The organism is Nocardia sp. NBC_01730 (assembly GCF_035920445.1).
Lineage (GTDB): Bacteria > Actinomycetota > Actinomycetes > Mycobacteriales > Mycobacteriaceae > Nocardia.
In genome coordinates this window covers 4900256-4913515 of the sequence record NZ_CP109162.1, presented here as the reverse complement: position 1 = coordinate 4913515, position 13260 = coordinate 4900256, and the positions used below count along the sequence as shown (strand labels likewise).

The 13260-nt window shown below is 65.0% G+C and carries 15 protein-coding genes and 1 tRNA gene; 8 read left to right on the top strand and 8 right to left on the bottom strand.

Features of this window, described 5'->3' with window-relative positions:
• Positions 1-40 precede the first annotated feature (40 nt).
• The 3 genes from OHB12_RS20045 (at position 41) to OHB12_RS20035 (ending at position 2835) form a co-directional block, all read left to right on the top strand.
• Entirely contained in the window at positions 41-1543 is a 1503-nt protein-coding gene (locus OHB12_RS20045; RefSeq protein WP_327110122.1) for an amino acid permease, read from the top strand.
• Between the two features lie 85 nt (positions 1544-1628).
• On the top strand, positions 1629-2546 hold the full coding sequence (locus OHB12_RS20040) for a ribonuclease Z (protein WP_327110121.1): 918 nt from the start codon (positions 1629-1631) through the stop codon (positions 2544-2546).
• A gap of 215 nt (positions 2547-2761) precedes the next feature.
• Positions 2762-2835 (top strand) — tRNA-Leu (locus OHB12_RS20035).
• Here the strand turns inward: OHB12_RS20035 and OHB12_RS20030 are convergent.
• Complete coding sequence (locus OHB12_RS20030) at positions 2836-3063, bottom strand: hypothetical protein (protein ID WP_327110120.1); 228 nt, start codon at positions 3061-3063, stop codon at positions 2836-2838. It lies immediately after the preceding tRNA gene.
• 1479 nt (positions 3064-4542) lie between these two features.
• Here OHB12_RS20030 and OHB12_RS20020 point away from each other — a divergent pair.
• Both OHB12_RS20020 and OHB12_RS20015 read left to right on the top strand, forming a co-directional pair.
• Positions 4543-4794: a CopG family transcriptional regulator gene (locus OHB12_RS20020; protein ID WP_327110119.1), complete on the top strand. Its 252-nt coding sequence runs from the start codon at positions 4543-4545 to the stop codon at positions 4792-4794.
• Positions 4791-5225: a PIN domain-containing protein gene (locus tag OHB12_RS20015; protein ID WP_327110118.1), complete on the top strand. Its 435-nt coding sequence runs from the start codon at positions 4791-4793 to the stop codon at positions 5223-5225. The genes OHB12_RS20020 and OHB12_RS20015 overlap by 4 nt, the downstream gene beginning before the upstream one ends.
• Before the next feature lie 619 nt (positions 5226-5844).
• Here OHB12_RS20015 and OHB12_RS20010 read toward each other — a convergent pair.
• The 5 genes from OHB12_RS20010 to OHB12_RS19990 form a co-directional block, all read right to left on the bottom strand.
• Positions 5845-6198, bottom strand: a complete 354-nt coding sequence (locus OHB12_RS20010; RefSeq protein WP_327110117.1) for a MerR family transcriptional regulator — start codon at positions 6196-6198, stop codon at positions 5845-5847.
• Positions 6199-6957: 759 nt separating this feature from the next.
• On the bottom strand, positions 6958-7347 hold the full coding sequence (locus OHB12_RS36400; protein ID WP_442799820.1) for a cold-shock protein: 390 nt from the start codon (positions 7345-7347) through the stop codon (positions 6958-6960).
• Positions 7313-7522, bottom strand: a complete 210-nt coding sequence (locus OHB12_RS20000) for a hypothetical protein (RefSeq protein WP_327110116.1) — start codon at positions 7520-7522, stop codon at positions 7313-7315. The genes OHB12_RS36400 and OHB12_RS20000 overlap by 35 nt, the downstream gene beginning before the upstream one ends.
• A 176-nt stretch (positions 7523-7698) precedes the next feature.
• Complete coding sequence (locus tag OHB12_RS19995; protein WP_327110115.1) at positions 7699-7959, bottom strand: hypothetical protein; 261 nt, start codon at positions 7957-7959, stop codon at positions 7699-7701.
• Between the two features lie 20 nt (positions 7960-7979).
• Positions 7980-8405 (bottom strand): Hsp20/alpha crystallin family protein, encoded by a 426-nt coding sequence (locus OHB12_RS19990; protein ID WP_327110114.1) that lies wholly within the window; start codon positions 8403-8405, stop codon positions 7980-7982.
• A gap of 157 nt (positions 8406-8562) precedes the next feature.
• Here OHB12_RS19990 and OHB12_RS19985 point away from each other — a divergent pair, with 157 nt between their 5' ends.
• Positions 8563-8871, top strand: a complete 309-nt coding sequence (locus tag OHB12_RS19985; RefSeq protein WP_327110113.1) for a MerR family transcriptional regulator — start codon at positions 8563-8565, stop codon at positions 8869-8871.
• Positions 8872-9214: 343 nt separating this feature from the next.
• On the opposite strand, the gene OHB12_RS36395 is transcribed toward OHB12_RS19985, so the two are convergent.
• Positions 9215-9979 (bottom strand): TetR family transcriptional regulator, encoded by a 765-nt coding sequence (locus OHB12_RS36395; protein WP_442799819.1) that lies wholly within the window; start codon positions 9977-9979, stop codon positions 9215-9217.
• Between the two features lie 138 nt (positions 9980-10117).
• On the opposite strand from OHB12_RS36395, the gene OHB12_RS19975 reads away from it, so the two are divergent.
• Both OHB12_RS19975 and OHB12_RS19970 read left to right on the top strand, forming a co-directional pair.
• The gene (locus tag OHB12_RS19975) at positions 10118-10951 is read left to right on the top strand and encodes an alpha/beta fold hydrolase (protein ID WP_327121277.1); all 834 of its coding nucleotides are present in this window, start codon (positions 10118-10120) and stop codon (positions 10949-10951) included.
• A gap of 59 nt (positions 10952-11010) precedes the next feature.
• Positions 11011-11874, top strand: a complete 864-nt coding sequence (locus tag OHB12_RS19970; RefSeq protein ID WP_327110112.1) for an alpha/beta fold hydrolase — start codon at positions 11011-11013, stop codon at positions 11872-11874.
• Between the two features lie 195 nt (positions 11875-12069).
• On the opposite strand, the gene OHB12_RS19965 is transcribed toward OHB12_RS19970, so the two are convergent.
• The gene (locus OHB12_RS19965) at positions 12070-13206 is read right to left on the bottom strand and encodes an alpha/beta hydrolase (RefSeq protein WP_327110111.1); all 1137 of its coding nucleotides are present in this window, start codon (positions 13204-13206) and stop codon (positions 12070-12072) included.
• Between the last annotated feature and the right edge of the window lie 54 nt (positions 13207-13260).

Here is a 13260-nt window from a genome sequence, read left to right as displayed (position 1 = left end):
GCAGAGAACAGATGCTCAACAGCAGTATGAAGGAGGACGCATGACGAACCCTAGGCCTCGAGCAGGCACGACGGGTGATGTCTCGTCTCGATGGGGCGGCCTGTTCCGCACCAAATCCGTCGAACAGTCGATACGCGACACCGACGAACCCGACTCGAAACTACGCAAAGACCTGACCGCCTGGGATCTCACCGTCTTCGGCGTCGCCGTAGTGGTCGGCGCGGGCATCTTCACCCTCACCGCCCGCACCGCCGGCGACGTCGCGGGCCCCTCCGTCTCGATCGCCTTCGTCTTCGCCGCGATCGCCTGCGGGTTGACCGCGCTCTGCTATGCCGAGTTCGCCTCCACCGTCCCCGTGGCGGGGAGTGCGTACACGTTCTCCTACGCCACCTTCGGCGAGATCGTCGCCTGGATCATCGGCTGGGACCTGATCCTGGAGTTCGCGCTCGCCGTGGCGGTGGTGGCCAAGGGCTGGTCGCAGTACCTCGGTGAGGTGCTCGGCACCACCTCGCCGGTCGCGCACTTCGGCCCGGTGTCCTTCGACTGGGGCGCGGTGCTGCTGATCGCGGTGCTCGGTGTGCTGCTCGCGACGGGCACCAAGGTGTCCTCGCGGGTGTCGGCGGTGGCGGTGGCCATCAAACTCGCTGTGATCGCGCTCGTGCTGATCGTCGGCTGCACCTACTTCAAGGCCTCGAACCTCACGCCGTATATCCCGCCATCCCAGGACGGAAAGGAAGGCGAGGGCCTGCGGCAGTCGCTGTTCTCCTATCTGACCGGCGCCGGGCACAGCAACTTCGGCTGGTACGGCCTGCTCGCCGCGGCCAGCCTGGTGTTCTTCGCGTTCATCGGTTTCGACGTCGTCGCCACCACCGCGGAGGAGACCAAGAACCCGCAGCGCGCGGTCCCGCGCGGCATCCTCGGCTCGCTGGTGATCGTCACCGTCCTGTACGTTGCGGTGTCGCTCGTGCTCACCGGCATGGTGCCCTACACCGAGCTGACCGGCAAGAACGCCACGTTGGCCACGGCGTTCGCCATCCATGGCGCGACCTGGGTGAAGAACATCATCTCGATCGGCGCACTCGCTGGGCTCACCACCGTCGTGATGGTGATGTTCCTCGGGCAGACCCGCGTGCTCTTCGCGATGGCGCGCGACGGCCTTGTGCCGCGCAAACTCGCCCACACCGGCAAGAACGGCACGCCGGTGCGCATCACCGCCCTCGTCGGCGTGGCGTGCGCGCTGCTGGCTGGGTTCGTAGACTTCGGCACCCTGGAAGAGATGGTCAACATCGGAACCCTCTTCGCCTTCGTGCTGGTCTCCATCGGGGTGCTCATCCTGCGTCGCACGCGCCCCGACCTGCCGCGCGGCTTCCGGGTCCCGCTCGTCCCGCTGATCCCGGTCCTCGCGGTGCTGGCCTGTCTGTGGCTGATGCTGAACCTGTCGGTGGAGACCTGGCTGCGCTTCCTGGTCTGGATGGCCATCGGTTTCGTCATCTACTTCACCTACTCCCGCCGCCACTCCCTGCTGCGGCAAACCGTCGAGTAGCCCGCGACCGGGACATGGCGATGGTGAACCACGACAAAGCCCCACCACCATGTCCCGGTCCGGGAGCGAGGGATAGCCTGGCGCGGTGTCACAGCGTGAGTTGGTTGTTCTCGGGACCGCTAGTCAGGTCCCGACGAAACAGCGGAACCACAACGGTTACCTGCTTCGGTGGGATGACGAGTCGGTCCTGTTCGACCCCGGGGAGGGAACGCAGCGGCAGATGACGTATGCCGGTGTCACCGTCACCGGTCTCACCCGCATCGGTATCACCCATTTCCACGGCGATCACAGTCTCGGGCTGGCCGGAGTGGTGCAGCGGATCAATCTCGACCGAGTGCCGCATCCGGTCGACGTGTGGTTCCCGGCCTCGGGCGCCGAGTACTACGACCGGCTCGTCAACGCGACCTCCTACTATCACCGCGCCGAGCTGCGGCCCCGACCGATCACCGGCCCTGGCGTGGTGGACCTGCCCGGGGCGCCTTTCACGGTTACCGCAGTCCGACTCTCCCATCCGGTCGACACCTTCGGCTACCGGCTCAGCGAGCCACCCGGCCGCCACATCCTGCCGGACCGGCTCCGCGCCCTCGGCCTGCGTGGTCCGATCATCTCCGAACTGCAACAGCAGGGCAGCGTCGAGTTCGCCGGTCGCACAATCACTCTGGACGAGATCAGCGAGCCGCGCCCCGGCCAGAACTTCGCCTTCGTCATGGACACCCGACTCTGCGCCGGCGTCCAGGAACTCGCCGCCGACGCCGACATGCTCGTCATCGAGGCCACCTTCCTGGACGCCGACGCCCACCTTGCCACGGAATACGGCCACCTCACCGCGGGCCAGGCCGCCAAGGCCGCCGCCGACGCAGGCGTCCGCACCCTCGTTCTCACCCACTTCTCCCAGCGCTACCGCGACCTCGATGAGCACCTGACCGAAGCAGCGAAGTACTTTCCCGGCGAAATCCACATCGCCGCCGACCTCGCGCGAATCCCGCTGCCACCCCGCCGCTGAACTTCCCCCACCCAATTCGGCCGCCGACGCTAACGCTTGGCCGCCGCCAGCGATCTAGTTCTCTGGGACGCCCGCCAACACCGAGCCGAAACGACCACAGTCCACACCGATCTCACCACCGAACCGACCACCCCTCGGCAACGGCCCCGCCCCGCCACCCGACGAACACTCGGGATTCCGGTACACCCGTACGACTCGGTACGCTGTCCCGGACGGCCCCTATAGCCCAATTGGCAGAGGCAGCGGACTTAAAATCCGCACAGTGTCGGTTCGAGTCCGACTGGGGGCACTACGACGCCGCAGGTAGATGGCCCTCCGTCGCATCCTTGTCAGCCCGCACGGCCCCCTCAGTCCGCAGTGAGTCCGCAGCAGCCATCGCGCCCCGGTCCATCGCGTCGGCGACTGGGTCCACGTCGTCATCGAACAAATGTCCGTACAGGTCCAGGGTCAGCGTCGCCATTTTGTGGCCCAGCATCTTCTGCACGACCTTGATGTTCGCGCCCGCACTGATCGCCAACGATGCCGCAGTGTGGTGTTAGGCCATGCTGAACAACACCGTCAAGGCGCAACGGCGGCGTTACGCGCCAGACGTTGCGCTACGACGCGCAGCGCGGCTCCCTGGACGGCGGTCACCGCAGCGCGTCAAGCGCGTCGGCAGCGCGACGGCTGTCCGTGGCCGCATTTTGGTTCTGATCGCGTGTTCTGGCATCCACTTTGGCGACGTGGCGGCACGCGGACTCTTCGGCTCTGGCCGCTATTTCATTCACCGGGCCAGTGCTGCGTGTGGAGCCCGAACGGCTCACCGGCACCCGATACCGCGACCTCATCGAGGAGGGCGGCCCGTTGGAAGGGTTGTCTGAGCTGCGTCGCTGGGGGTGCGTATGTGCGCGCGGTTGAGCCGCCATCGCTCGCCGAGTTGTCTGCGGAAATGGCTGCTGGCGTACCGAAACTACAACACGAAGGTATTTGGGTATATCGCAGCCACGATGAAGACGAACGCCAGTTTTGTGCCGAGCGAGCGCAGCGGGAGGCCGAGGAAGCCGCCGAAAGTCAGCGGCGAGTAGACGACCTCCTGCGCCGGACTTCACCGCACCTAATTCGAAATGAGACCAGTCCTCCTGCAGAAGTGACGGATTCGTCCGCTACCCCGCCGATCGGCGACGAAACGGAACCACATTCGACAGCTCATCCGGAGTCGGAACCACCTGCACCGCGGCCAGATTAGCCGATGGTGGTTCGGGGAGGTTGTTGCCTGCCTCACCTTCGTCTTCGCGGATCCAATCGCCGTACGTGTTCAGCGTTAGCGTGAAAGTGCTGTGCCCCAACCACTTTGACACCTGCATGTAGTGCGTACCGGCCGTCAACTGCGTGTCCGGCGGCGCGACACTCCCGCGCTCACTGCCCTCCGGACTGTGTGACAGATTGATTCCGCAATCGGCCTGTTGGACACCCGCGCGCCGGTGTGCGCCATCGAACCGTCAACCCATGGCCAGCGACTACCTATCGGCATCGGCAGCGCCGTAGCGGCGCTGACCGAGACGACCGGCATACCACTTCAAAGCCATCGGGATGGTTTACACCGCGATGCGCGCCGACGCCACAAGAGTGGAACTGCTGGTCCGCTGGCTAGTCGGTCGCAGCTGTGTGACGTGCCCTCGGCGGGGCACGCAAACATGGGCAACCGGAAAACGGCTGGTCATCGTGGGTGCGTACCCGGTTTGAGTACCGCGCCGCCCTGCGTCGATTATGCAGCCGGATCCATCCCTTTAGAGTCCCAGGCAGGGCTCTATAAGGATGGGACCCGTCCTGACCGGCGATTCTTCTGGTGAACGCTGACAGTTGAAGTGGGATTCGACCATCTGAGTCCGGTCGGTGAGTCCCAGTTTCGAGCTGCCACCAAGGCTTGCTGCCCAGCCGATGTGGGGGATTCTGGTCTATCGTGAACGGCCGTGCGTATGGGTCGGCCAGAATGTTATGGTGCGGGTACCATAACCCTATGGGCCTGAAGAAGACGACGGTCATGGTCGACGAGGCCGACCTCGAGTTGGTGAAGATGGCCGCGGCCCGCGAAGGGCGGCCGGAGTCCGAGTATTTTCGTGAAGCTTTTCATCTGGCCGCGATACGCACTCGTCGATGGGATGAGGCATGGGATATCCCCGTTCTCGACTACGGGCATGCGGTGACGGCCGATGAGATCGATAGCGCTGTGCGAGAAGCGATCACCAACACCGAAGCCGATGCTGGATGATCGTGATCGGCGACACCTCAGGTCTGGTCGCCGCTTTCAACTCCGCAGATCCCGAGCACGTCGGCGCGCGCGCAGCGCTCCAGCAGGCGGCGCTTACCATCGTTTCTCCACTCGTCTTGCTCGAAGTCGAACACATCACCACCCGAAATCTCAATCATCAAGCCGCTTATGCGGTTAATGATTGGTTGTTGGCACAAGAGCACACCGGACGCATCGAAGTGCCCACGATCTCGGCGGACCTGTTGCGGGTCGCGCGCAAGGTGCAGAACAGATACATTGCCATGCGCCTGGATCTCACCGACGCCACCAATGTTTCATTAGCCGAGCGATACGAAACTGTGGAGGTGTTGACACTCGACCGACGTGATTTCCGCGCAGTTACCCCCCTCACTGGTCATGCCGCGTTCCGCCTGCTGCCTGACGATCTCTAGCCGATCTGTCGGTGCTCACATCGAACCCTCTTTGTCGCCCCTTGCCACCAGCATCGTAGGATTCGTCACCGAAGTTGTTGCTTCTGCTCCATGATCCAGCTCGGCACCTGTGGGGTATGTGCCCATGGTCGCTCAGTCTGGCGTGGACGGCGATTGGCCGGTACTGGCCCTGCTCCTCCAGGAACTCCGCGACCAGAGACGCGGGTCCGGGCTCCATGTGGATCCGCGCGAGCCGCTCGAGTTCCGCGTCGATGTCGTCTCGGCGGCCCAGCGCGACCAACGCGTCCAGCCGGTCCGCGGCGGCATACTTCATTCTCACCTGATCGCTCAGCTGCTCAGTCCTGGCTTCTCTGCAGTCCGGGACAGAGCGTCCGGTACGGGATGGTCGGTGAAATCGAACGTGCCCAGCTCTTCTCGCACATGTTTGCCGCAAGTTTTTCGCAAAGGAAGGACCGCTCACCGGCGGCAGTCGACCAGATTCGGATGGTGTTGTCGCCGCTGGCGGCGGATCGTCGAGCGGGCGAACGCAGCGGACTGCGGCCCGGGCGAAGGTGGTGGCGGTATTGTCCGGCTGACCTGACCGGGGCGCGAACCTCGCGATGGGTCGCATTCCGGACGGTCAATCGTCGCCGCGGTTGTCGAGTTCGCGCTGCAGGTCGGTGTTGATCCGCTGGGCCTCGGCGAGTTGATCCTCGAGGATCACGATCCGGCACGACGCTTCCAGAGCGTTGCCGGCGTCGACGAGTTCGCGCACGCGCGCGGCGATGCGCAGTTGGTAGCGTGAGTAGCGGCGGTGCCCGCCCGCCGAGCGTTGCGGGGTCAGTAGCTGGGCGGCGTCGAGGCCGCGCAGGAACGCCTGGGTGACGCCGAGGATCTCCGCGGCGCGGCCCATGCTGTAGGCGGGGTAGGTGTCGTCGTCGAGTTTGTCCGCGGCGCTGGGGCCGTCGGCGGGATCGATGTTCGGGTGCTGCACGAGGCCTCTCGGGTTCAACGCCGGAAGGCCCCGGCGCGCTGGGCGCCGGGGCCTTGGTCTACCACTGAGGGATTGGTTTCACTTGCGTTCACCGGCCGTGGAGGCCGATCTGAGACACCGCATCCGAGTTTTCCTGGGATGCGGGACTGGTAAATGACTGCTCAGTGGCCACCACCTCCAAGATTGTCGGTTCTACCTGCGGTACTGCATGGGGTTCGCGGTCTTCGCCCCCTCCAGCGGTCCGGCCGAGTGCACCGGATTCTCTTCTCCGCCGGAGGGGACGGTCGAACTGTCGTCCCGGGCAGTTCACCTGCCCGGCCATCTGATCTCTCAACCGGAACGACAGCGACTGTATACCCCTACATCTAGAATGTCTACACCCGACACAATAGATTTACTCCACTGCTGGGAGTCGTTGCCGAACGGTCGAGGTGACGTCGCAGGTCAACGCCAGACGCCGCCCGTGCTCTTCCGGCGGGAACGGCCACCGATCACCGGCCCCCAGGGAGACTCGGCACGCTCTGTCAGCCGACTGGCATGGATGGCCATTGCGCCGCCACGGTCGGATGCGGTCACCGGCGAGGGCGCGGTTGGTGCGGCGGGGGCACCCCGTCCATGATCTCGGTCCACCACGCGTCCAGAGGGCTGGGTTCGGGCCAGCAGACCACGCTCGGCTCGACAGCCGCGGCCGTGTCTTTTCGGGCGGTGGCGTATTCGGTGGGCATGGATCTACCTCGCAACAGTCGATCAGGAAGCGGGTCAGGCGGCCTGGGCGCGCCGGCAGCGGGTCCGGCGCGACCACGACAGCGACCGTTCGCCGCCCCACGGCAGGCGGGTCGGTGCAGCGGTGTCGGTGGCGGGCTCGTCGTAGGTCAGGATCCGGACGGCTTCGGGCCCGCGGCCGGGGTTGGTCACGGTGAAGACCACGCGTTGTCCGGCGTGGAGGGTCTTGTAGCCGGGCGCGTCGATGGCGGTGTAGCCGCAGAACACCGCGGGCCCGCCGCAGTCGGGGGTCAGGAACCCGAACCCCTTCTCGGCGTCGAACCAGGCGACACGGCCGGGCTGCCAGGACCGGGATTCTCCTGCATGGTGCGGGTCCGGATGGGTGTGCGGGTCAGTAGGCGAGGCAGGAGAAGTCGTCGTCGGCACAGGGAACACTCCATGCTTGGTCGATGCGGTCGGGCAGATCAGTGGTGTCGATGCTGTGCGCGGACTCGCCGGCGTGCACCGCGGTGACATCGAGGCCCAGGTCGCGGTCGGCGTCGAAGACGAAGGTCTCCTGGTCTGCGCGATCGGCCTGCGAGGCGGTCGGTAAGACGGTCATCGGGTCCTCCTCGAAATCTCTGTCGGACGGTCCGGAAGCGGTGGCCGAGCCCCCGAGGGCTCGGCCACCGGACCGAAGGGAGTCGGATCGAGCTCACTGGAAGAGTTCTTCGGGGATCGGTCGATACCCATCACCTCACTTTCGATACCGGATCGGTCGAAACCAGCGGGCGCCTGCTACCTGCGAGGCGGAGGGCTGCGCTGGGTTGCCGCTACCCGCTGCGCCGGCCACCTTCGTGTTCGCCGCTCCGGCGCCGAGGGTGGTGTCGTGCGGTGCCGCGGCGGCTCGCGCAGGCAGGGCGGGCACCATCGCACCCGGGCGCCGATGGCGTCGATCAAGGCCGCGTAGTCGGGATCGAGCGCCACGAGCTCGGTGTCGTACCACCACGCTCGCCCGAGGCCGGTGTCGTTGTCGCTGTTGATGATCGAGGCTGACATCGTCGACCTCCATCGTGGGCTCAGGCGTTGATGGCCACCGGTTCGCGGTCGTGGTCGCGGGCGATTTCGATCTTGCGGGGCTTGGCCTTCTCCGCGACCGGGATCGACAGGCGCAGTACCCCGTTGCGGTAGTCGGCGCGGATCTGGTCGGTATCGAGGCTCTCGCCGAGGAACAGCTGACGGCTGAACACCCCGCGCGGGCGTTCCGCGGCGATCATCGAACGATTCGCGTCCAGGCCCGGCCTGGAGGCTCGCACGGTCACCACATTGCGTTCGACGTCGAGGTCGAGAGAGTCCGGGTCGATCCCCGGCAGGTCGAACTCGACGACGAACTCGTCGCCGTCGCGCCAGGCGTCCATCGGCATCGCCGCCGGCTGTGCTGCTGTGCCGAACACCTGCTGGGTCCACCGGTCCAGATCACGGAAAGGATCGGTGCGCATCAACATGGTCGCCACCTCCAACTCACTCCATTCTCGGTAGGATTGACATCAGATAACCTCTGTCACCTGACAGAGATATTATTTAGCACTCAACACAGATGAGTGCAAGTACTGGAACCAGGTAATCTGATCAGGAATCGAACGAATCGAGGAGAGGACGCAGATGGTGTCCCCGCACGACGGCGTGCCGTCGCCCGCGCAGGCGGTGTATGCGATCTCCGTGGCGGCCGAGCTGGCCGGTATCGGGGTCCAGACCTTGCGCCTCTACGAGCAGCATGGGCTGCTCGCACCCGAACGCAGCGCCGGCGGCACCCGCCGCTACAGCGGCGAGGACCTCACGCGGCTGCACCGCATCACCACCCTCACCGGCGAGGGTGTCAACCTGACCGCAGTGGCCCGGATTCTCGAACTCGAGGACACCGTGGCCCGCCTGCGCGTGGAACGAGATCGACTACGCGCCAAGCCGAGGTAGCGCGAGCTCTATCCGGATACGCCGCCGCCAGGTGCTCTTCGAGAGCCGAGTACCAGTCCCGTCGAGGGACGCGCAGGCGGCGCCGGGAATCGCTCCCGGCAGTTGGGCGTCGCGTCAGAGTCGTTCGAGGTGCTGCCCCGTGTCCTTGGGACATCATGGGGTCCCATATCGACGTCTGATCTCAGGTGCGTGGCGCGTACATGATGATCGCGACACCGATGCCCGACCCGCAGCACGGCCGAGAGATACGTGCACAGCAGCGTCTGCTTGGAATCAGCCACCGCCGACGCGGATCCGAGCTCACGCCCTGCCCGGCGCTGAGCGGCCGAGAGCACCGGCATGATCACCAGACTGGTTGCCGCCAAGACGATTCCGACTGTCGAGCGCGGGAGACGCCGAGCCTGTCGGCCAGATCTGCCGGATAGGCGGGTTTGTCTCGTAGTTCGAGCGGGACCCGGGCGCGGGTGGTGTCGGACAAGGCGTGCCCGAAATCAGCTCGGTGAGACCAGATGGAAGACGTTAGGCTGAAGCGTTGTCGCGTCCAATAGTGGCCATTGTGAATTCCGGCGTCGAGTACCTGGTCCGACCGCGCGGGATCGCTGATGGCTCGGGCGAGTTGCAGGGACGTGACCAGGATGCTGAACAGGCCCAACGCCGTCTGGAGTCGGCTCGTGTCCGATCGTCCGGGTGGCAGGTGCGCGGTGATCTCCTCGACGATCGACTGTGCGCCCTCGGAATAGGCGTCCCTGACGGTGGCGTCGCACCGGCCGATTTCACTGAGCAGCGCCGCGGTCGGGCAGCTGCCGGTGTGGTCGTCTCGGTGTTCGGTAGACAGATAGCCGCGGATGTAGTCTTCCAGCGAGTCCCGACCGGCCGGTAACGCGCCGATACCGGCGCGCTGCCGTTCGAGTTGATCGGTGACGACCTTCGCGACGAGGTCGCTCTTGGAGCCGAAGTGCGCGTAGAACGCGCCATTGGTGAGGTTCGCATCTGACATCACCGCGGCGATTCCCGAGCCGTCGATGCCGTCCTTCTTGAGTCGCCGACCGGCCGCCTCGATAATGCGCCGGCGCGTCGCAGCCTTGTGCTCCACACCGTATCTCGCCATGGCGCTCACCTCCACCTCGCTCGGGGGTCATCCTTGACCATGGTAGTACAGTCATAATAGTATGATCGTAATTTCAATGAGGGTCGAGTGCGGAATCCGATGAACCCGGAACCACATGCCAGCGCGGAAAGGACCGCCATGCTTACCTGGAAAGACACGCCGACCAAGACGATCGACGTCGACTCGGTGCCGTTCGCGTGTCGAGAACTCGGTGTCGAGTCCGACGTGCCCGTCGTTTTCCTGCACCACCTCACAGCCGTGCTCGACGACTGGGATCCGAGGGTGATCGACGGTATCGCGGCACACCACCGCGTGATCACCTTCGACAACCGTGGCGTCGGAGCCTCCGGATCTGTCGTCCCGAATACCATCGAACAGATGGCCGCCGACGCGATCGCGTTCATCCGCGCGCTCGGGTTGGAGAAGGTGGACCTGGTCGGATTTTCCCTCGGCGGCGGCGTCGCCCAGTTGATCGCGCTCGAGTCGCCGGATTTGGTCCGGCGAATGATCCTGGCCGGTACCGGACCACGAGGTGGCGGCGGTATCGCTACGATGCGCAAGATCGTCGCCATCGCTTATATCAAGGCGTTCCTGGCGCGCAAGGACCCACGAGAGTTTCTGTTCTTCCCCCGCACCACCGAAGGCAAGCAAGCCGCATCCGCCTATCTCGCCCGACTCCAGGAGCGAGCCTTCGATCGCGACAAGAAGATCTCGACGCAGGCCCGGCTCGCCCAGCTCGAGGCGATCGTCAACGGTGGCAACGCCGCACCCGACGATCTGTCACAGATCACGGTGCCCGTCCTGGTCGCCAACGGCGACGACGACCTCATGGTGGCGAGCAGCCTTTCGGCGGACATGGTGCGCCGGCTACCCAACGCGGAACTGAAGATCTACCCGCGCTCCGGACACGGCGGGATATTTCAGCATCATTCGACTTTTGTTCCCGACGCGCTTCGGTTCCTCGCCGACTGAGCTACTGCCCGGCGGTATCGAATCTTTCCCCGTACCCACTTCGAAGAAACGAGGACCTCATGAGCAGTACCAGCGACAACTCCATCATCTCGTCCTACGCTGAGGCGCCGACTCGTACCGTGACCGCTGATGGCACCACGTTTGCCTATCGTGAGCTGGGCCCCAAAGGCGGTATCCCGGTGGTGTTCTTCGTGCACCTCGCGGCGACCCTGGACAATTGGGATCCGCGAATCATCGACCCGATCGCCAAGACTCGCCATGTGATCACCTTCGACAACAAGGGTGTGGGAGCGTCCACCGGCAAGGTGCCCGCCACCATCGAGGAGGCCGCCGATGATGCCTACACGTTCATCACGGCGTTGGGGTTCGACAAGATCGATGTGTTCGCGTTCTCGATGGGCGCCATGATCGCCCAGGACCTGGTGCTCGAGCATCCGGAGCTGGTACGCAAGCTCGTCCTGACGGGGACCGGTCCGCGTGGCGGCAAGGACATGGACAAGGTCGTCGGCGTCACCTACTGGGACATGTTGCGGGCCACGGTGACCCGTTCGGACCCCAAGGAGTTCCTGTTCTTCAACCGCGACGCAGTGGGTAAGCGTGCCGGTAAGGAGTTCGTGCACCGCCTCGAGGAACGCACCACCGACCGCGACAAGGATATCAAGATCAGTGCCTTCCGATCCCAACTCGCGGCGATCAAGGCCTTCGGTCGGTCAACGCCATCGGATCTTTCGAAGATCACCCAACCTACGCTGATCGCCAACGGCGACCACGACCGGATGGTGCCCTCTGTGCTGTCCGAAGACTTGCATCGGCGCATCGCGGGATCGGAACTGATCATCTACCCCAACTCCGGCCACGGCGGCATCTTCCAATACCACGAGCAATTCGCACCGATTGCCGCGGAATTCCTCGCGGCGAGCTAGGCACACCGCAGCGCTGACGGGTTGAGGTCGACGGCGATCTGACGCTGCAGTCGGGCCCTGGTGGAGGCGTTCGCATCAAGTCGCGCGGTGTTGTCTGCCCGGTCCTGCGCATCCGCGGCATAATCACCAGCCGAGATGCCGTCTTCGGCCAGTTCCGCGACGAGGCGGTCCAGTTTGTCCCTGGGGTAACGGGGGTTACCCCAGGTTGGTCTGGAAGAACGTGGTCAGCTTGTCGAAGGGGATGAGGTCGGTGCGGTCGTAGAGGTCGACGTGACCGGCACCGGGCACGACGACGAGTTCCCTGGCCGCGCCTGCACGCTGGAAGGCGTCTTCGCTGAATTCGCGCGAGTGGGCCTTCTCGCCGGTGATGAACAGCATCGGGCGCGGGGAGATGGTCTCGATGTCGTTGAAGGGGTAGAAGTTGAGGAACTTCACGTTGCTCGACAGCGTCGGGTGGGTCGTCGTCTCCGGTGTCGCGCCGTCGGGGGTGACTGCTCCGCGCTGGGTGCGGTAGAAGTCGTAGAACTCGCGCTCGATGGGGGTGGAGTTCGCGGTCAGTTCGTGGACGGTGCCGCTGGTGTATTCGGTTGGCCCGCCGCTGAATTCGACGTCGCGCTGGGTGGCGGCCGCATCAATCATGGCTTTGCGCTGGTCGAGGGTCACCGAGTGGTTGAGTCCGTTGCGGGCGGCGGCGCCCATGTCGTACATGCTGACCGTGGCCACGGCCTTGATCCGGGGGTCGATCTTGGCGGCGCTGATGACGAAGCTGCCGCTACCGCAGATTCCGAGCGAGCCGATTCGCTCGGCATCGACGAAGGACTGGGTGCGCAAGAAGTCGACACCCGCGCTGAACCCTTCGGAGTAGATATCGGGCGCCACGGCGTTGCGCGGTTCGCCCTCGCTGCCGCCCCAGAACGGCAGGTCCAGCGAGAGGGTGACGAAGCCCTGCTCGGCCATCTTCGTGGCGTAGAGGTTGGCGCTTTGTTCCTTGACCGCGCCCATCGGGTGGCCGACGACCATGGCGGCGGCCTTGGTGTTGGGATCGAGGTTCTTGGGGACGAACAGGTTGCCCGCGATTTCCATCTGATACTGGTTTTTGAACGTCACCGGTTGCATGGTGACTCGGTCGCTGGTGTAGAAGTTGTCGGCTCCGCGGGAGGTGTCGCCGGGTTCGAGGTTGGCAACCGGCCGCACTGCTGGCGCCGAGTTCGTGCCGGTTGGCTCGCTCGTGGTGCAGGCGGTGGCGGCGAGAAGCGCCAGGGTGGCGACACCGGCGCCGGTCAGGTTCCGCAGGTGGTGACGGCCGGATACGGGGGAGAGGTTCGTTCGCATAGTGATACTCCTTGATGACGTGTGGAAGTGCGTGGAGAGGAAGAGGTTCGATTC